The sequence below is a fragment of the Methylophaga sp. OBS1 genome (assembly GCF_026319365.1).
The window spans coordinates 747,508-765,449 of sequence record NZ_JAPDMS010000001.1 but is presented as its reverse complement, the minus strand read 5'-3'; the positions used below and the strand labels follow the sequence as shown (position 1 = coordinate 765,449).

The following is a 17,942-nucleotide window of genomic DNA, read 5'->3' as shown; positions in this document are numbered from 1 at the left end:
CGATGCTACGGCAACGGAAAACGGGTCGGTTATTCTGCAATCGGCGCACCGACCAGGCGCGAATAGAGTCGAGTGACAAGGGGTATTAACCTGTCATTGAAGTCATACAAGGGACTATGGCACACGGCCTGATGTTCAGGACCGTCATCGGCACCAATCAGGGCAAAAGCCCCCGGAATCTGTTCCAGGTAATAACTGAAATCTTCTGAAGCCATCACGGGTATTGGCAGGCGCTGATCCAGGCTGTCTTCTCCATGATCCTGCTGCCATTGATGGCGCACAAAAGCCGCCTGCGAAGCATGGTTAATGGTCGCGTTGTAGCGTGGAAAATGTCTGACTTCGGCTTCTACACCATAAGCTGCGGCAGTTTGCTGGCTGATCTCGGTAATCAGTGAATTTACCCGATCCCGGGTAACGATATCCGGCACGCGGATACTGCCGCCAATCAATGCCGTATCAGGAATCACGGTCGGCGCACTGGGCGCTTCGATCGAAGTCACACTGACCACAGCGGTAGACTGGGGCGCCAGGTTGCGGCTGACGATTTGCTGCAGGGCCTGTGTCACGGCACTGGCTGCCAGCACCGGGTCATGACAGAGTTCCGGCTGACTCGCATGTCCGCCTTTTCCCTGCAGACTGATCTGAAAAGTACCGTTGCCACACATCACAATGCCGTCCGGGCAGACCAGTTTGCCAAAGGGAATCACCGGCCAGTTGTGCCAGCCGAAAATCATATCAATCCCTTCCAGCGCACCGTCATCGATCATTTTTTTTGCACCATGGCCCCCTTCTTCCGCTGGCTGGAACAACAGGGTTACCGGCCCCGGCAGGCTGGACTCAACCGATTTCAGCCAGCGCGCTGTCGCCAGTAATGTCGCAGTGTGACCATCATGACCGCAGGCATGCATAAAACCCTCATGCTCTGAGCGCCAGTCATGTTCATTTTGCTCAAGAATGGGTAATGCATCCATATCAGCTCGAAGCGCGATATGTTGACCATTGCTATTGGGGTTAAGACGTCCCAGGGTGCCCAGCTCGGCGCAGGCTTGCCAGGGAATCTGCAGGGCGCTGAGTTCACGACGAATCAGATCAGCGGTACGCACTTCCTGCCAGCCCAGCTCGGGATGCCGGTGCAGGTCACGGCGCAGTTGCTGCGCACTATCGATCGCTTGTTGCCAGATGTCGCCCATCTTGCCCCCTGCGGTTTGACTCAAAACGGTGCACGTTTCGATGAAATGTGATGTGGAAGCCCGCTGTGGAAGCATTTTTGTTTCGACAACGAGACTTTCAGGCTCAGACTAACACCAAGCAAGCCTTGTTCCAACATTTTGAACCCTAAACAATAAGTCCTTGTTCAGGCATCGATAATCATGACTAGACGACTGGTCTATTTTCTGAAATAATGAGCTTCATGAATCAAGCAGCCAGTTCACGTTACAGTGATACCCGACAACATATTCTCAGCACTGCCCAAACCATCATTTTGGGAAAAGGCTTTGCTGCGGTCGGTCTCAATGAGATTCTGAAAACGGCTGGCGTGCCCAAAGGGTCCTTCTATCACTATTTCGACTCTAAAGAACATTTCGGCAGTGTGCTGCTGGAAAATTATTTTGATCAGTATATGTTGACCCTGGATAGCCACTTTCAGGGTGATGACAGCAGCGCGGTGGATCGTTTACTTGATTATTTCGATAACTGGAAAAATTCACAGTGCAGTGACACCTCAACCGACAAGTGCCTGGTGGTCAAACTCAGCGGTGAAGTCACCGACCTTTCCGAAAGCATGCGTCTGGCGCTGAAACAGGGAACCCACCGTGTTATCAACCGACTGGCAGCAGTTGTTCAGCAAGCCATTGACCATGGTGAAATCTGCATTGACGATGACGCTCGAACTGTCACAGAAGAGATCTATTATTTATGGATTGGTGCCACCTTGCTCACCAAGGTCAACCACAACCCTGACGCTTTGCATGTCGCGATGAATGCATTGCATGCACGTTTGAATTTAACCAAGGCTGCTGTCTAAGGCCTTTTTATTTGCCCAATAACTAGACGACTGGTCTATTAAATATCAAAGGATCTACGTGAATAATTTTGAGTTTTATAACCCGACCCGCATTGTCTTTGGCAAAGGACAAATCAATGCCATCGACCAGTTGGTTCCGGCATCTGCCAGAGTACTCATCCTTTTTGGCGGCGAGAGTGCTAAAAAATACGGCACCCTGGATGAAGTAGAGACGGCACTGGGTCAACGTCATGTAGCGTTTTTCGGCGGTATTGAAGCCAATCCCAGCTACAGCACCCTGATGAGAGCCGTTAAGCTTATCCGGGATAAAAAACTGGATTTTCTGCTGGCTGTCGGTGGTGGCTCGGTTATCGATGGCACCAAGTTTGTTGCAGCCGCAGTGGCCTGCGGGGATGATCCCTGGGAGGAAATCCTGGTCAAGGGCGCTCGTGATATTCGCACTGCGCTGCCGTTCGGTAGTGTGCTCACTCTGCCGGCGACCGGTTCAGAAATGAATACAAACTCAGTTATCACCCGTTATGAAACACAGGAAAAACTGGCATTCAGTAGCCAGCTTGTTTTCCCCCAGTTTTCAATACTGGATCCAAGCAAAGCCTACACCCTCCCCGGCAAACAACTGGCCAATGGCGTGGTGGATGCCTTCACCCATGTGGTTGAACAATATCTGACTTATCCAGCAGCTGCCAGGATTCAGGACCGCTTTGCCGAGGGGCTGTTACAAACCTTGATAGAGATAGGCCCTGCGCTTCTGGAAAACCCGGAAGATTATGCGCTTCAATCTGATTTCATGTGGACAGCGACACTGGCTTTGAATGGCTTAATCGGTGTCGGTGTGCCACAGGACTGGGCCACGCATATGATCGGTCACGAAATTACGGCTTTGCATGGCCTCGACCATGCGCAAACCCTGGCGATTGTGCTTCCCAGCGTGATGCAGGAACAACGTGCCGCTAAACGCGACAAACTATTACAGTACGCGGACCGCGTCTGGCATATCAATGAGGCAGACGAAGAACGCCGCATTGATCTGGCCATCAGTAAAACCCGCGGATTTTTTGAGCAGATGGGCGTGAAAACACGGCTCAGTGATTACCAGATCGGCGCAGAGGCTATTCCGCTGATGGTCCAGCAACTGGAAAAGCATGGACTAACCCAACTGGGTGAGCGTGAAGATATCGACCTTGATAAGAGCCGCCGGATTCTGGAAGCCAGTCTCTAAAAACAAGGAGTCAGCCATGTCAAAAGTAGTCAGATTCAATCAAACCGGGGAACCGGATGTTCTAAAGCTTGTTGATGAAGAAGTGCCGCCACCGGGCGAAGGTGAAATACAGATTCAGGTTGCAGCCATCGGACTGAACAGGGCCGAAGCCATGTTCCGTCGTGGTCAATACCTGGAAGCGCCTCAATTTCCGGCACGGCTTGGCTATGAAGCTGCAGGAACCATCAAGGCCGTTGGTGAAAATGTGCATGGCTACAAGGTGGGTGATGCCGTCAGCACCATACCCAATTTCCCGCTGAATCGTTATGGCGTCTATGGCGAAGTCATTAACGTTCCCGTCACTGCGGTGGCTTTTCACCCGCTCAACCTGAGTTGGGAGGAAGCAGCCGCAGTCTGGATGCAGTACCTCACGGCTTATGGTGCCCTGATCGATATTGCCAAGATGCAACCCGATGACTTTGTGCTCATTCCGGCCGCCTCCAGCAGCGTGGGTCTGGCCGCCATTCAGTTGTGTAATCTGGTCGGGGCCGTACCCATCGCGATGACCCGCCATAGTGATAAGAAACAGGAATTACTCAATCATGGCGCCCGGCATGTAGTCGTCAGCGAAGAAGAGGATGTCATCGCCGCCGTGGAAAATATCTCTGAGGGTCAGGGTGCCCGTATCATCTTCGATCCGGTTGGCGGTCCGATGCTGGCGACCCTGGCCGAGGTCGCTTCCAGCCACGGCATTATTTTTCAATATGGCGCCTTGAGCCCTGAACCCACTCCATTCCCCTTGTTCAGTGTGCTGGGTAAAGGTCTGACTATCCGTGGCTATACCCTGTTTGAATTCACCCAGGATCCGCAACAACTGAAACGTGCCAAGGACGATATCTACGGCTGGCTGGAAGGCGCTCAGCTGAAACCGCTGATTGCTAAAACCTTCAGCCTGGATGAGATTGTCGAAGCGCATCGTTATCTCGAATCCAATACCCAGTTGGGCAAAATTATCGTTACTGTCTAAAAGGAATGTCTATGAAGCAAGCATCAGAATCCACAGCGGATTTGCAGTCACCATTACAGGTTGGCGCCATTCAGCTGAAAAATCGTTTTGTCATGGCACCACTGACCCGCAACCGTGCCGGTGAAGGTCTGGTTCCGACCGATATGATGGTCGAATATTACCGTCAGCGTGCCTCTGCCGGTCTCATCATTACCGAGGCCACACTGGTCTCTGAGGACGGCATCGGTTATCCCAATATTCCCGGCATTTACAGCGAGGCTCAGATCGAAGGCTGGAAAAAGGTGACCGACGCGGTCCATCAGGCGGGGGGCAAAATCGTGATGCAGATCTGGCACTGTGGCCGTGTTGGTCATACTTCCCTGCTCAACGGCAAGCTGCCGATGGCGCCTTCGGCAATTAAACCCGCCGGAGAAGTCATGACTTATGAGGGCATGAAGCCTTATGAAACACCGCGAGAAATGTCACTGGACGATATCAAACGCATCAAAGAAAACTTCCGCCAGGCCGCGCACAACGCTTTAAGCGCCGGTTTTGATGGTGTTGAAGTCCACGGTGCCAACGGCTATCTGCTGGATCAGTTCCTGCGTGACGGCAGTAACCAGCGTAGCGATGAGTATGGTGGCAGCCTTGAAAATCGGGCAAAGCTGTTGCTGGAAGTGGTTGATGAAGTCACCCGGATCTGGGGCGCAGATCGAGTCGGTGTCAGACTGTCGCCATTGCAGCCATTTAATGATGTCCACGACAGCCATCCAGAACAGACTTTCCGCTACGCCGTCGAGCAGCTCGACAAATTCGGTCTTGCCTATCTGCATATCACCGAAATGGGTATCGATAACCCGGGTGCGGCCGGTCCGGCATTTGATATTCACTCGTTGCGTCCGCTCTGGCATGGCATTTATATGACCAATTACGATTACAGCCTGGACAAGGCCAATGACATCATCAGCAGAGGCGAAGTCGATCTGGTCTCATTCGGCAAACTGTTTATCGCCAACCCCGATCTGCCATTACGTTTCGAAAAAAACGCGCCGCTCAACGAGCCCGACCCGGACTCATTCTATGGCGGCGACGAACGTGGCTATATTGATTACCCCTTCCTCGAAGCTTGAGGCCTCAATCCATTAAAGGAGGAATGATGAAACTCAAATTTTTATCTCTAGCAAGCCTGGCAGCCTCATCGCTGGGACTGATGGCGGCACCGGTCATGGCAGACCGTGCAGCCGCCGAAGCCAATCTGCATAAACTCAATGTGCCAGACGGTTTCAAAGTTGAAGTCTACGCTGAAGTGCCGAATGCCCGTCAGATGGCTGTCGGTCAGTCCACCGGCACCGTCTTCGTCGGTACCCGTGGCAAGAATGTTTATGCCGTGGTCGACAAGAACAAGGACCGTCAGGCTGATGAAGTCGTCAATATTCTCAGCGATCTTAAAGTCGGTAACGGTGTGGCCATGCACCAGGGTAACCTGTATGTGGCTGAACAACACCGTATCGCCCGCTATGCTGCGCCGGGTTTTGATTTGACCCTGCCATTCGAACAGATGCGTGAAGTCGTTTTTGAAGACCTGCCAGATAAAGCCCATCACGGCTGGCGCTATATTGATTTCGGCCCGGACGGCAAACTGTATGTCACGGTCGGCGCCCCCTGCAATATTTGTGAGGTTAATGGCTACGAGGGGACGATTATTCGCATGAATCCGGATGGCAGTGAAGCGGAAGTTTATGCACACGGCGTGCGTAACTCTGTGGGTATCGACTTCCATCCCGAGACCGGTGATTTGTATTTCACTGACAACAACGTCGATATGATGGGTGATGATAATCCGCCGGGCGAATTCAACGCGGCCCCGGAAAAAGGCATGCACTTTGGATTCCCGTTTTATGCCGGTGGCGATGCCCGCCATCAGGACTGGAAAGACAAACAGCCGCCCCAGGAAGTCACTTTTCCTGAAGTCGAGTTTCAGGCCCATACCGCCAACCTCGGTTTCAAATTTTACACCGGCAAAATGTTCCCGGCTGAGTATCAGGGTGACGCCATCATCGCTCAGCATGGTTCCTGGAACCGGACTGAGCCGGTGGGCTATAAACTGGAGCGTGTCACTTTCAACGACAACAATCAGGTCACAGGTCACCAGACCTTTATCGATGGCTGGTTGATCGAGGGTGAAGCCTGGGGTCGTCCCACCGATGTCCTGCAACTGCCCGATGGCTTTTTGCTGGTCTCGGATGACTACAACGGCGTGATTTACCGTGTCAGTTATGGTGAAGAGCAGGAAACCACTGCTGTCAAACCGGCTCAGACCAGTAAACAAACCGTGAAAGGACTGAGAATGCCGGAATCGGTTATTGCTCACCCGGACGGTCGCCTGTTTATCAGCGAAATCGGCGAGTTTGGCAAAAAAGATGACGGTCAGATCAGCATCATCAACACTGATGGCAGCAAAACCGTGCTGGCCAGCGGTTTGAATGATCCGAAAGGACTCGATTTATTCAACAACGAACTCTATGTTGCTGATATAAATCAGGTCCTGAAGATTGATATGGACGGCTAAATTGAGGTTATGGCTGACAGTAGCAAATTCCCAGGTAAAGTTGAATTCNTCAATGATGTGGAAATCGACGGCAGTGGCAATGTCTATGTCTCAGACAGCGGCACTGACACCGGTCAAAATGCCGGTATTTATCGAGTTTCCACCACGGGTGAAGTCACTGAAATTATGGATAACCAGGCTGGTATCAAACGTCCCAATGGACTATTGATGGATGGTATTGGCAGTCTGCTGGTTGCCGACTTCGGTACCGGTGATTTGTATCGTTTTGATATCGCCTCAGACAAGGTCAAGGATCTGAATACCGGATTCGGTGGTGCTGACGGTCTGGTTCGCGACACCCGCGGTTTCCTCTATATCAGTGACTGGAATAACGGCAAAGTCTGGCAACTGGCCGGTCCGCGAGCGACCCCTCAGATCATCGCCGATAATCTGCAGGCTGCTGCTGACATTGCCCTGTCAGCGGATGGTCAGTATCTGCTGGTGCCGGACATGAAAGCCGGTGAATTAATTCATCTGCCATTACGGTAAAATTCACTTTAAGCAGACTTTAAAGCCGGGGTCCTGGGATCCCGGCTTTTATTTGACCGCCCTCTGCAATGTTTAACTTCGCTTCAGTGTCGGTTTATGTGACTGTTTATAAAAAAACTGACCTACGTACCCGGGTCTATTTCACACAAAAGACATGACTTTTTCACACATCATCACTACATCATGCTAAATTGATATCAGGACAGTCTTTGCAAACAGTTTGCTGTTTCGGGGGGCGTTCAGATGCGACAATTTCTCCTGCTTATCCTGAGTATGGTCTGGGTGTTGCCTGCCAATGCTGTGATTCACGGCTCCGCCGCAGACCCGGTTTCTGTCTCTACCGGTAAAATAAGTATCGACCAGTTACGCTGGCATGCCTCTGTCAAAGGCCTGATAACCGAAACCAGTGAATGTAGCTCGGTGGTCGTTGGCACTTCACCATTGACACTGCTGACAGCGGCGCATTGCCTGCGCAATGCCCGGCTCAACCCCGTGACTAAAACCCCTCTGATTCAACTGTTCTTGGGTGTGCCCGTGCCACCTATTCGAGCTGCGGTTTACAGCGAATATGACAGTCTGGATGAAAATATGGCCAGGGACATTGCGGTGCTGATTTTTGATGGCGATGCCCCAAGTAGTGTTGAAGCTGTTCCTGTGACACCGGCAAGTGCATCTCCCAAAGCGCTGTTATGTGGTTATGGCCAGGGCTACAAAGCGATGGTGACAGAAGTGCCCAGTTGCGCGATTAAACCCCTGATGACGGCCGATGAGGAATTTCAACGTTTTGTACCAGATACCTATGAGCCTCTGGATCCGTTGCTTTATATGCAGTTCCGCACACAGTTCGAAGCCAAAAAACTGCTACTTCGTTCCTACAATGCCTTGCTGGCCGTCAACCGGCTGCATCAGAATGAATACCAGACATCCCTGCCCATGCCCACCCGAGGCGACTCCGGCGGTCCCTGGATGATTAACCTACCTGGGCCTAAACGTGGCGTGGTGGCATTAACCAGCTTTATTGAAACCTTTTACCGCAAGAACAAACAATGGCCGTTTTTCAAACAGACACGTGCTCCACTCAGTGACTTCCCCTATGTCGCCTACGGCGTGCGACTGGATACCGATGAGGCACGGGCTATATTCAAGCAGGCAAGACTCTTGGGCGCGGATATCGACACCTGGCAGTAACTGCCTCTACAAAATCAGGCACCAAAATCAGTTTGGGCTGTCACAGATTTAAGCCCGAAGTTCAGAGGGGATGCCCCGATGATAATCAATTTCGAAGAATGGTCATTACTGGCAAAACAGGATCAGGCGGCATTTGAAAAAAAACGCGCAGCTGTGATTCGTCAATGCATTAACGAAACTGCTCAGAGCGATGCTGAACGGCGTCGTCTCAATGGTCTACAGTTTAGAATCGATATGGTTCGTCGACGTCACAGTCATGCGCTCGGCGCCTGTATCGAAATTTCAGACATGTTGATGGCACAGTTTAATCGACTGATTAAGCTGGATTTGGGACAGATTATTCAGCAGGATCGGCATGAATCGAAAAACAGCTGCCAGATACTGCAATTCAGGCCTGCATGCAAAAGCAAGAACTGGCTTGGATGAAATCCGTTTGCTGACACTTTCAGACACACACAAAAAGTTTTTCACATTACTCACATTTTCTGTGGAGAAGTATGTGGATAAGTTTCTGGAAAGACGCTAAGTGATTCTTTTATGACAAGCTTTAAAATATGGTTAATTTTTAACCAGCATCAAACAAATCAGACTTGACAAACAGGTTTGCCATTCAACGCCCACTGCCCTATCAAAGACTTAAAGACGGGCTTCTTTTTGTAACAATATTTTTTTGCGTTCACGCCCCCAACGATAGCCAGAGACCTCACCGTCCTGCCTGATTATACGGTGACATGGAATCGCCAAAGCCAGTAAATTTGCGGCACAGGCACCCGCGACCGCACGCACAGCGCTGGGCGAACCAATTTCGTCGGCAATCTGCGTATAGGTCCGGGTTTGTCCTGGTGGAACCCTCAGCAAGGCTCGCCAGACCCGTTTCTGAAACTCCGTTCCCTGGATATCAAGTTCAAGCTTGAGATCCGCATCCGGCCATTCGGCAAAATTTAAAACCTGTTGCAGACGTGACAGTAAAACCCGGTTCTGCTGCCCTTTTTGCACATGTGGATATGTTTGCTTGAGCCATTCAACCAGTGGTCCCGGTTCATCACCAAGCGCAATGGCACAAATCCCATTATCACTGCTTGCTACCAGCACGCACCCAAGTGAACAGCTGCCCAATTCGTATTCAATCATCCTGTTCCTCCTTGACTGTCATTAAAACGGGCGCGGCGAACTTCCATCTCGGTCGAGTACTCATAAAAGTGATTATGATAAAACGTGTCGGTCAGGGAATCATTGCCCCGTTGTCTTACTGAGATAAAGCTGGCCGGATGCGTTATCATCTGACTATACACTCAATCAGCTATGGAGCAGAATCTTGAGACTGAGTTTATTTTTTGCCCTATTTTCCCTCTCGTTCACAGCCTTGGCTGGCGGCGTGCCGCCGGGTGTCTATCAGCATAGTGACGATACATTACAAAAACTCTATGCAGAGCTGCATTACCTGAATCAGGTGGGTCGGGAGATACATCAGAAATATGACGACAAAATCAAAGCCGATCCTGCACAGATGCGATTCTGCCTGGGTGAATACAGCTATATCAGCAGCAGGGCGAAAGCGACCATTGGCATTGCAAACCGCCTGGGCGGTCCGAACCGGGAGGAATATATTAATACCGGCTGGCATGCCCTCGAATGTATTAAATGCAGTGGAGATGTCAGTCACTGCGATGCTATCCCGCCTACGCTTGAGACCATCAAAGCAGAATACAAATCGCAGCAGTGAAGTTTATAAGTCGAACGCAGCCAGGATGGCACAGGGCTGAGTTTTGGCGCCACAGGCGCAGTCACTGGCAAGCTTTTTCAGGCTATCTCTTGCCTGCACCATCTCCCTGATCTTTGCTTCCAGCTGCTCAAGCCGCTTCATTGCGAGTCGATAGGCCTGCTCATGATCCTGCGTGGCATCCAGCTTGATCAGCGTTTTGATCTCACTGAGGGTAAAGCCTGCTTCCTGAGCTTTCCGGATAAATTTCAACTGGCGTAGTGACGCTGGACCATAGCGCCTGACGCTGCCATCCGTTGAGGCAGGGACTGCCAGTAAACCTTTGCGCTGATAAAAACGAACCGTTTCAACGCTTACGTCTGCCATGGCAGCAAATTTTCCAATGGTCAGTGATAGCTTCTGTGTCATCAGCGCTTGACTCCGTACCCAGGTACGTACTTTATAGTAGAAATTAACCTACTGACACAAGCTGAGTCTGGTTGGCAGTGCCCCGAATGAAGATTTACATTGGCACTGCGCCACAATGCTTAGCTAAGGAGATAGCATGGCAATCGACCCGGTATGCGGTATGACTGTTGATGCAGACAACGCGCGCTATCACGCGCAGCATAATCAGCAGGATTATGTGTTCTGTTCCCAGCATTGCATGAATAATTTCAAAGCCGATCCAGGGCGTTACCTCAAGCAATCAGAAGCAGATCACAACTGCTGTGGAGGTGATGACAAAGCACCGCATACTGAAAAACGGCCACACAGCTGTTGTGGCAGTCATGAACAGGCTTACAGACCAGCAGCATCACGACAAGGCAGTGGCGATTATATCTGCCCGATGTGCGAAGGCGTGCGCCAGGCAGGGCCGGGCAGTTGCCCCAAATGCGGTATGGCCCTGGAGCCCGAATCACCGCAACTGGGGAACACCAGAACTGAATACACCTGCCCGATGCATCCGCAAATCGTTCAGGATCATCCCGGTAACTGCCCAATCTGTGGCATGGCGCTGGAAGCGAACACAGTCGAAGTCGAAGAGAACAACAGTGAGTTGAAAGATATGTCCCGGCGCTTCTGGATTGGCGCAGTGTTAACGCTACCGGTGTTTATCATCACGATGCTGCTGGATATGGCACCCGCCCTCTTGCCCGCCAGTATCCCAACACAGCGCTGGTACTGGCTGGAGTTCCTGCTGGCAACACCCGTCGTGCTCTGGGCCGGATGGCCGTTTTTCATCCGTGCTGTGCAGTCAGTCAAAACCATGAACCTGAACATGTTCACACTGATTGGCCTCGGTGTCAGCGTTGCCTGGCTATACAGTGTCATCGCACTGATTTTCCCGGCTATTTTTCCAACCTCGATGCAACATGCTGATGGTAGTGTCGCCGTCTATTTTGAGGCAGCAGCGGTTATTACCGTGCTGGTATTGCTGGGCCAGGTACTTGAACTGCGCGCCCGCAGCCAGACTAATACCGCCATCAAAATGCTGCTGGGCCTTGCGCCCAAAACAGCCAGACTGGTGACTGAGGATGGTCAGGAGCAGGATATTCTGCTTGAAGAGGTCCGGGTAGGCCAGCAATTGCGGATCCGTCCCGGAGAAAAAATACCCGTTGACGGCACGGTGATAGAGGGTAATAGCAGTGTTGATGAGTCCATGGTCACCGGTGAGCCGATACCGGTCAGTAAGCAAAAAGATGACAAGCTTATCGGTGCTACCGTCAACGGTACCGGAAGCCTGCTGATGCGTGCTGAGCGGGTCGGCAGTGACACCCTGCTTTCCCAAATTGTGCATATGGTGGCCGAAGCGCAGCGTTCACGCGCGCCGATTCAGAAACTGGTCGACAAAGTGGCGGCCTGGTTTGTGCCCGCAGTGGTACTTATCGCTATCCTCACCCTCGGCGCCTGGTTTATCTGGGGGCCAGAACCGAAACTGGCACATGCCATCGTCAATGCCGTTGCTGTGTTAATCATTGCCTGTCCCTGTGCCCTGGGTCTGGCGACGCCGATGTCGATTATGGTCGGAACCGGTCGCGGCGCCTCGATGGGCGTCTTGATTAAAAATGCTGAAGCGCTGGAAGCCATGGAGCAGATTGATACCCTGGTCGTAGATAAAACCGGCACGCTGACCGAGGGTAAACCGAAGCTGGTCATGGTTGAGTCAATGACCGATCTGGATGACAACACCCTGCTCACTCTGGCTGCCAGTCTGGAACAAGGCAGTGAACATCCGCTTGCGATGGCGGTAATTGAAGGTGCCAAAGAAAAAGGCCTGAGCTTATCCAGGCTAAACCAGTTTGACTCTGTAACCGGCCAGGGTATTAAGGGCGAGATTGACGGTCACCCTGTGGCGTTGGGTAACACTGCCCTGTTTACCACGCTGGGAATAGATTCAGCGCCATTACAGGAAAAAGCAGAGGCTTATCGCAAACAGGGCCAGACCGTGATGCTGGTTGCCGTTGATAATCAAGCAGCCGGCCTGATTGGTGTGGCTGATCCAATCAAGTCATCCACCACAGAGGCCATAAAAGCCCTGCATCAGGAAAATATTCGCCTTGTCATGTTAACCGGCGATAACCAGGTCACCGCAGAGGCCGTCGCCAGTCAGCTTGGCATTGATGATATCCGAGCCGATGTCTTGCCTGAGCAGAAAAATCAGGTGATCAAAGAGTTACAGGCAGAAGGCAGAACCGTCGCCATGGCGGGTGACGGTATCAATGATGCCCCAGCACTGGCCCAGGCAACGATTGGTAGCGCTATGGGTAGCGGAACCGACGGGGCCATGGAAAGTGCCGGCATAACCCTGGTNAAAGGTGACTTGCGTGGCATTCATCAGGCNTTGAAATTAAGCCGNNCGNCGNTGCGTAATATCCGCCAGAACCTGTTTTTCGCCTTTGTTTATAACTCGATGGGCGTACCAATCGCAGCCGGTGTCCTGTATCCCTTCTTCGGCCTGTTGCTGTCACCGATGATTGCAGCAGCAGCCATGAGCCTGAGTTCGGTATCGGTGATCGCTAATGCGCTCAGACTGCGGCGGGTGAAACTCTAATTTGTCACTGTTTAAAAATTAACCACAGAGGCACAGCGGGCGCAGAGTTATAAAATGCTCTACAGATTACGCAGATGAGCGCAGATTATTTTGGCAGAAAACATTCAAAGCTCAATTTAGAAGCCCTGTCGCTGGATAACGATATCAATGAACTGTTGTTTTAATCTGTGAAAATCAGCGAAATCTGCGGATAAATTTTTAGCCATTCTGAGCTTTGTGCCCTCTGTGCCTCTGTGGTTCAAACTTTTCAATCAGGCAAACCGTCCCTCACGGTAATCGTCAAAGGCCTGCTCAAGCTGCTCGCGGGTGTTCATCACAAACGGTCCACCCCGGGCAACGGGCTCTTTCAGCGGCTGCCCCGACACCAGTAGAAACTGGCTTTGCGTTTCTGCCAACAAGCTCACAGTCTGTCCTTTCTCCAGTACACCCAACTGCCCCTGATTCAACGGCCGTTGATGATCACCAACAGATAGCTGCCCCTCAATCACATAAACAAAACTGTTATCTGTCTCCGGAACCTGCTGTACGAAGTGGCTGCCTGCCGGTAATGTCACGTGCAGGTAGAGCGGTTTGACATAGGCGTTGTCAATCACTCCCCGGGTGCCTTGATCGGTCTGCCCGGCAACGACTTTAATCTCCCCACCATTTTCAAGGGTCTCAACCGGGATCTCAGCCGCAGAACGTTCCTGATAACGCGGTTCACGCATTTTTTCAGCGGCTGGCAGGTTGACCCAGAGTTGAAAACCGGCCAGCAAACCTGCTTCCTGCTCTGGCATTTCTGAATGGATAATGCCCCTGCCCGCAGTCATCCACTGCACGCCCCCTGTCTCGATCACACCCTGGTTACCGGCGTTGTCTTCATGCCGCATTTTGCCGGCAAGCATGTAGGTGACTGTCTCAAAGCCACGATGTGGGTGGGGTGGGAAACCGGCGAGATATTCCTGTGGTCTGTCTGAGCCGAAAGCATCGAACATCAGAAACGGATCCAGCATATTCAACTGTGGTGAACCAATCACCCGTTTCAGCTGCACGCCGGCACCATCAGAGACCGGGATGCCGTTCACGATTTGTCTGAGTTCTCTTATGCTCATCACTGTTCTCCTGCTGCAATCGCTGCCAACTGTTGTTGAATATCGCCATGATCATTGGCTGCCCTGTTCAGATCATTGGCATTCACCAGGGTGACATCATCGATACCGAGAAAGCCCATCACATGCCGTAAATAGCTCGAAGCATAGTCAACCTCGCTGCCCAGAGGAACACCGCCTGAGGCAATAACCAGATAGGCCTTTTTGCCTTTAAGCAAACCTTCCGGTCCATTTTCGGTATATCGAAACGTCACTCTGGCTCGTGCCACCTGGTCAATCCAGGCTTTGACCACCGCCGGCACGCTGAAGTTATAAATAGGCGCAGCAATCACGATATGACTGGCCTGCTTTAATTCGTTAATCAGGCGGTCCGACTCTGCCAGTGCGGCCTCCTGCTGTGCGCTGCGTTCTGCAGGATCGGTAAAATTGGCGCCGACCCACTGTTCATCAATAAACGCGATGCCGTCTGCCAGATCACGTTCAATCGTGCTCAGGCCGGTTTGTTGCTGAAGCTGCTGTACCAGTTGTGCTGAGATATCACGTGTTACCGAACCCTGAATCCGGCTACTGGAGTTGATCAGTAAAATGCTGTTGTTCATTGGATTCTCCCTGTTTTGTTGCGTTTGGTTAAACGATGGTGACAGTTTATCGTTTCCATTTTTTTGAAAAACACGCTATTAATAAACTTATTGTTTCTTATAAGAGAACATTTAATGAATCAACTGGAAGAAATGCAGACTTTAGTCCGGGTTGTGGAAGCCGGCAGTATCACCCGTGCAGCAGAACAGATGAATACCGTCAAATCGGCTGTCAGCAAACGACTCAGTGAGCTGGAAAAACGGCTTGGCGTCAGCCTGCTTAAGCGCACCACCCGCAAACAGACCCTCACTGACGCCGGCCGTGATTATTACCAGCATTGTGTGCGGATTCTGGATGATATCAATGAAGTGGAAACCGCCATCAGTGAGAGTCAGTCAGCAGTATCCGGCCGAATCAGGGTGGCGGCCCCCATCAGTTTTGGTCTGATGCATCTGAATCAGGCCATACGGCAGTTCAATCAAGCCAATCCGGATATCATTTTTGATATCGACTTTAATGACAGGCAGCAGGATCTGGTGGCAGAAGGCATCGATCTGGCCATCCGGGTATCAAACCTGGCTGACTCCAGCCTGATTGCCAGAAAACTCTCCACAACGCGTTTATTACTCTGTGGAAGCCCGGACTACTTTGCGCGCAACGGTAAACCGCAGACCGCCGAAGATTTATTCTATGGCCACGTCAAATTACATTACAGTCACGTCAGTCCGAGCTGGCAGTTGAAAAATCACCGGGGAGAACGTCTGTCGGTCAATCTGCCGACAGTCATGACGGCTAATAACGGTCAGTTTCTTATGGATGCCGCAATAGAGGGTAAAGGATTGATCCTGTCGCCGGATTTTATTTGTGCCGGGGCCATCCGCAGCGGCGAGTTACTACCCGTCCTTGATGATTGTTTATTAAATAATGATATTGGCGTTTATGCGGTCTATCCACATACCCGATTTCTGTCGCAACGCGTCAGGCTCCTGATTGAATTTCTGCGCGATTACTTTGCACAACGGCCAGACTGGCAGTGCCCGAAATAAGACACAGAATTGCAGGACCCAAGCGGTGTCAACTGAATCAAACAGCTTATCAACTGGCTCTGAGAGTCCCTTGACACGCTCTTTGATGATGCCAGATGCAGAGGATATTGACCGGCAGTGTGAGTGTAGCGATCCATCTCAATCGGCATTAACCCGGTCGATACCGCTATCCGGCCCAGGCTGAACCTAATCATAAACATCAGGGTGTTGAGCGCCAGCACAATCAGCAGGATTTTTTCTTCTTACCGGTCAGATCCTTGATGCCACTGTCATTTCAACAATCATTCATAACCCACTGACAGGATTAGTTTAGAAAGTAGTCAAAATCGCGTTTATGCCGGTCCACACTGGCTTTACCCTCCTCAATAGCTTCACTGCCCCGGTAAAATTCCAGGATGCCGATCTGAGAGAGCCTTGGCGATAAAATGATTTCCGGCGGATCGCCGGCCATGCGACTGCGGGTAATGCGATCCTGAGTGATATTAATTGAAGCGGCTATGGCATCCATCAAATCCGGTGCCTCGTCTTCTTTATCAGCATTGCTAAACAGATTACTGGTGTAATCAGCGATCATATCGGTGAAACGCTCAGTGAAACTTGGGTTGGCCGGTTCACTGGTATCGACTTTTTCCGGTGACTCGGCCCGAAAATGTTTGCCGACAATGTCGCTGTTGAGATTCACAGCAATGACAACATCTGCTCCCAGTGCCCGACAGACGGATACCGGCACCGGATTAACCAGGCCACCATCAATCAGCCAGCGGTCATCGTGCTTTATCGCCGGAAACAGACCCGGTAGTGAAATCGATGACCAGACCGAATCCAGCACTTTTCCTTTTGTATTCCATATCTCTCGTCCCGTATTGAGGTCGGTGGCGACGGTAGCAAACGCCTTATTCAAATCCTCAATCTGTTGTTCGGCGCCGACAACATATTCATCCAGAAAGTGATGTAGTCTGTGCTTATTAACGAACCCTCGCAGAGAACGGTTGATGGTGAAATAGCGAACTGTTTTCAACTTATCCAGCTCAATGACCCAATTCTGCAGTTTATTAATATTACCGCTGACATAGGCCGCACCAACCAGGGCACCAATAGAACTTCCGCACACCACATCGGGTTCGATTCCCTGCTCGATCAGGCGTTGGATGACACCGATATGGGCCCAACCTCTGGCAGCGCCACTGCCCAGCGCGAGACCGACTTTAATCTTTTTCTTCATTAATTTATTTCTATATTATTCTGAATATTACATAGGTAAATTAAAGTAAAATGAACAATAAATACTTATTTGTCTACGGCACACTGATGCACAACAGTGAGCATCCCATGCATCAGGTATTACAAGCCCATAGTGAGTTTGTCTGCCACGGCAGGATACGCGCACAACTGTATCAGATTCATGATTATCCGGGCGCGGTCCTTTCAAATATGGCTGACGACGAGGTGCATGGCGAGGTTTATCGTCTGGCCACCCCTTCAGTCCTTGCGCAACTGGATGACTTTGAGGAATGTTCAGCGGCCTTCCCCGAACCACGTGAATACCGGCGACAAACTGTAGAGGTCACAGTCTCTGGCGGCAAATCAATCAGCGCCTGGGCTTATATCTATAACCACCCGGTCGATCCGAACAAACGTATTGTCAATGGGCGTTTCCAATTAAAATCATGGCAGTGAATTAAATTTCTAAAGTTCATCAAAATCAAGTCGATAGAGAAGTTACAGAAGATGAAAGTGAAGCATGATGAACGAAATACCGCGTCTCAGTCACTACGATATGGTCACTGTCAGCAGCCCGACTCAGGTCGGTCCTGCACGTCCGATTGCGGACAAAACCAGAACCGTGTCGGAAAATGACAGAAGACAACAGCCTGACCGACGTAAACGCAATAAAAAACCGATGATTGAGCGCAGGGTCTCATCAGATCGTCGCGGCCCACGCTTTGATGCCAGAGTCTGA

General features: G+C 51.2%; 19 protein-coding genes. 13 read left to right on the top strand and 6 right to left on the bottom strand.

Features of this window, described 5'->3' with window-relative positions:
* Positions 1 to 29: 29 nt before the first annotated feature.
* Positions 30 to 1,190, bottom strand: a complete 1,161-nt coding sequence (doeB2, locus tag OMQ46_RS03735; RefSeq protein ID WP_266235937.1) for a N(2)-acetyl-L-2,4-diaminobutanoate deacetylase DoeB2 — start codon at positions 1,188 to 1,190, stop codon at positions 30 to 32.
* Between the two features lie 221 nt (positions 1,191 to 1,411).
* Between doeB2 and OMQ46_RS03730 the strand changes: the two genes are divergently transcribed.
* From OMQ46_RS03730 to OMQ46_RS03695, 8 genes are all read left to right on the top strand, one after another.
* Positions 1,412 to 2,026: a TetR/AcrR family transcriptional regulator gene (locus OMQ46_RS03730; RefSeq protein ID WP_266235729.1), complete on the top strand. Its 615-nt coding sequence runs from the start codon at positions 1,412 to 1,414 to the stop codon at positions 2,024 to 2,026.
* A 58-nt stretch (positions 2,027 to 2,084) separates the two neighbouring features.
* Positions 2,085 to 3,245: an iron-containing alcohol dehydrogenase gene (locus OMQ46_RS03725; RefSeq protein WP_266235731.1), complete on the top strand. Its 1,161-nt coding sequence runs from the start codon at positions 2,085 to 2,087 to the stop codon at positions 3,243 to 3,245.
* Positions 3,246 to 3,261: 16 nt separating this feature from the next.
* The gene (locus tag OMQ46_RS03720) at positions 3,262 to 4,251 is read left to right on the top strand and encodes a zinc-dependent alcohol dehydrogenase family protein (RefSeq protein ID WP_266235733.1); all 990 of its coding nucleotides are present in this window, start codon (positions 3,262 to 3,264) and stop codon (positions 4,249 to 4,251) included.
* Between the two features lie 11 nt (positions 4,252 to 4,262).
* Positions 4,263 to 5,360 carry an alkene reductase gene (locus OMQ46_RS03715; protein ID WP_266235735.1) on the top strand — a complete coding sequence of 366 codons (1,098 nt, stop codon included), beginning with the start codon at positions 4,263 to 4,265 and terminating at the stop codon, positions 5,358 to 5,360.
* A gap of 23 nt (positions 5,361 to 5,383) precedes the next feature.
* Positions 5,384 to 6,799 (top strand): PQQ-dependent sugar dehydrogenase, encoded by a 1,416-nt coding sequence (locus OMQ46_RS03710; protein ID WP_266235859.1) that lies wholly within the window; start codon positions 5,384 to 5,386, stop codon positions 6,797 to 6,799.
* Positions 6,800 to 6,808: 9 nt separating this feature from the next.
* Entirely contained in the window at positions 6,809 to 7,327 is a 519-nt protein-coding gene (locus OMQ46_RS03705; protein WP_266235858.1) for an SMP-30/gluconolactonase/LRE family protein, read from the top strand.
* Positions 7,328 to 7,570: 243 nt separating this feature from the next.
* The gene (locus OMQ46_RS03700) at positions 7,571 to 8,515 is read left to right on the top strand and encodes a trypsin-like serine protease (RefSeq protein ID WP_266235739.1); all 945 of its coding nucleotides are present in this window, start codon (positions 7,571 to 7,573) and stop codon (positions 8,513 to 8,515) included.
* 78 nt (positions 8,516 to 8,593) lie between these two features.
* Positions 8,594 to 8,941: a DUF3135 domain-containing protein gene (locus OMQ46_RS03695; RefSeq protein ID WP_266235741.1), complete on the top strand. Its 348-nt coding sequence runs from the start codon at positions 8,594 to 8,596 to the stop codon at positions 8,939 to 8,941.
* Between the two features lie 210 nt (positions 8,942 to 9,151).
* Here the strand turns inward: OMQ46_RS03695 and OMQ46_RS03690 are convergent, their stop codons facing one another.
* Complete coding sequence (locus OMQ46_RS03690) at positions 9,152 to 9,646, bottom strand: methylated-DNA--[protein]-cysteine S-methyltransferase (protein WP_266235743.1); 495 nt, start codon at positions 9,644 to 9,646, stop codon at positions 9,152 to 9,154.
* 184 nt (positions 9,647 to 9,830) lie between these two features.
* Between OMQ46_RS03690 and OMQ46_RS03685 the strand changes: the two genes are divergently transcribed.
* Positions 9,831 to 10,238 (top strand): hypothetical protein, encoded by a 408-nt coding sequence (locus OMQ46_RS03685; protein ID WP_266235745.1) that lies wholly within the window; start codon positions 9,831 to 9,833, stop codon positions 10,236 to 10,238.
* Positions 10,239 to 10,241: 3 nt separating this feature from the next.
* Here the strand turns inward: OMQ46_RS03685 and OMQ46_RS03680 are convergent, their stop codons facing one another.
* Positions 10,242 to 10,643, bottom strand: a complete 402-nt coding sequence (locus OMQ46_RS03680) for a MerR family transcriptional regulator (protein WP_266235746.1) — start codon at positions 10,641 to 10,643, stop codon at positions 10,242 to 10,244.
* A gap of 136 nt (positions 10,644 to 10,779) precedes the next feature.
* Between OMQ46_RS03680 and OMQ46_RS03675 the strand changes: the two genes are divergently transcribed.
* Positions 10,780 to 13,269 (top strand): heavy metal translocating P-type ATPase, encoded by a 2,490-nt coding sequence (locus tag OMQ46_RS03675; RefSeq protein ID WP_266235857.1) that lies wholly within the window; start codon positions 10,780 to 10,782, stop codon positions 13,267 to 13,269.
* Positions 13,270 to 13,520: 251 nt separating this feature from the next.
* Here OMQ46_RS03675 and OMQ46_RS03670 read toward each other — a convergent pair whose 3' ends face one another.
* Complete coding sequence (locus OMQ46_RS03670; RefSeq protein WP_266235750.1) at positions 13,521 to 14,360, bottom strand: pirin family protein; 840 nt, start codon at positions 14,358 to 14,360, stop codon at positions 13,521 to 13,523.
* Positions 14,360 to 14,956 (bottom strand): FMN-dependent NADH-azoreductase, encoded by a 597-nt coding sequence (locus OMQ46_RS03665; protein ID WP_266235752.1) that lies wholly within the window; start codon positions 14,954 to 14,956, stop codon positions 14,360 to 14,362. Before OMQ46_RS03665 ends, OMQ46_RS03670 begins: the two co-directional genes overlap by 1 nt.
* A 114-nt stretch (positions 14,957 to 15,070) precedes the next feature.
* On the opposite strand from OMQ46_RS03665, the gene OMQ46_RS03660 reads away from it, so the two are divergent.
* Entirely contained in the window at positions 15,071 to 15,982 is a 912-nt protein-coding gene (locus OMQ46_RS03660; protein ID WP_266235754.1) for a LysR family transcriptional regulator, read from the top strand.
* Positions 15,983 to 16,286: 304 nt separating this feature from the next.
* On the opposite strand, the gene OMQ46_RS03655 is transcribed toward OMQ46_RS03660, so the two are convergent.
* Complete coding sequence (locus tag OMQ46_RS03655; protein ID WP_266235756.1) at positions 16,287 to 17,204, bottom strand: patatin-like phospholipase family protein; 918 nt, start codon at positions 17,202 to 17,204, stop codon at positions 16,287 to 16,289.
* Positions 17,205 to 17,254: 50 nt separating this feature from the next.
* On the opposite strand from OMQ46_RS03655, the gene OMQ46_RS03650 reads away from it, so the two are divergent.
* Positions 17,255 to 17,659: a gamma-glutamylcyclotransferase family protein gene (locus OMQ46_RS03650; RefSeq protein WP_266235758.1), complete on the top strand. Its 405-nt coding sequence runs from the start codon at positions 17,255 to 17,257 to the stop codon at positions 17,657 to 17,659.
* Positions 17,660 to 17,723: 64 nt separating this feature from the next.
* Positions 17,724 to 17,942 carry a hypothetical protein gene (locus OMQ46_RS03645; RefSeq protein WP_266235760.1) on the top strand — a complete coding sequence of 73 codons (219 nt, stop codon included), beginning with the start codon at positions 17,724 to 17,726 and terminating at the stop codon, positions 17,940 to 17,942.

What these genes read in the sequence shown, in the direction of transcription:
- OMQ46_RS03650 (WP_266235758.1), top strand. Translation starts at nt 17,255, where the DNA reads ATGAACAATAAATACTTATTTGTCTACGGCACACTGATGCACAACAGT.
- OMQ46_RS03695 (WP_266235741.1), top strand. Translation starts at nt 8,594, where the DNA reads ATGATAATCAATTTCGAAGAATGGTCATTACTGGCAAAACAGGATCAG.
- OMQ46_RS03665 (WP_266235752.1), bottom strand. Translation starts at nt 14,956, where the DNA reads ATGAACAACAGCATTTTACTGATCAACTCCAGTAGCCGGATTCAGGGT.
- OMQ46_RS03660 (WP_266235754.1), top strand. Translation starts at nt 15,071, where the DNA reads ATGAATCAACTGGAAGAAATGCAGACTTTAGTCCGGGTTGTGGAAGCC.
- OMQ46_RS03655 (WP_266235756.1), bottom strand. Translation starts at nt 17,204, where the DNA reads ATGAAGAAAAAGATTAAAGTCGGTCTCGCGCTGGGCAGTGGCGCTGCC.
- OMQ46_RS03680 (WP_266235746.1), bottom strand. Translation starts at nt 10,643, where the DNA reads ATGACACAGAAGCTATCACTGACCATTGGAAAATTTGCTGCCATGGCA.
- OMQ46_RS03645 (WP_266235760.1), top strand. Translation starts at nt 17,724, where the DNA reads ATGATGAACGAAATACCGCGTCTCAGTCACTACGATATGGTCACTGTC.
- doeB2 (WP_266235937.1), bottom strand. Translation starts at nt 1,190, where the DNA reads ATGGGCGACATCTGGCAACAAGCGATCGATAGTGCGCAGCAACTGCGC.
- OMQ46_RS03690 (WP_266235743.1), bottom strand. Translation starts at nt 9,646, where the DNA reads ATGATTGAATACGAATTGGGCAGCTGTTCACTTGGGTGCGTGCTGGTA.
- OMQ46_RS03715 (WP_266235735.1), top strand. Translation starts at nt 4,263, where the DNA reads ATGAAGCAAGCATCAGAATCCACAGCGGATTTGCAGTCACCATTACAG.
- OMQ46_RS03730 (WP_266235729.1), top strand. Translation starts at nt 1,412, where the DNA reads ATGAATCAAGCAGCCAGTTCACGTTACAGTGATACCCGACAACATATT.
- OMQ46_RS03670 (WP_266235750.1), bottom strand. Translation starts at nt 14,360, where the DNA reads ATGAGCATAAGAGAACTCAGACAAATCGTGAACGGCATCCCGGTCTCT.
- OMQ46_RS03710 (WP_266235859.1), top strand. Translation starts at nt 5,384, where the DNA reads ATGATGAAACTCAAATTTTTATCTCTAGCAAGCCTGGCAGCCTCATCG.
- OMQ46_RS03700 (WP_266235739.1), top strand. Translation starts at nt 7,571, where the DNA reads ATGCGACAATTTCTCCTGCTTATCCTGAGTATGGTCTGGGTGTTGCCT.
- OMQ46_RS03720 (WP_266235733.1), top strand. Translation starts at nt 3,262, where the DNA reads ATGTCAAAAGTAGTCAGATTCAATCAAACCGGGGAACCGGATGTTCTA.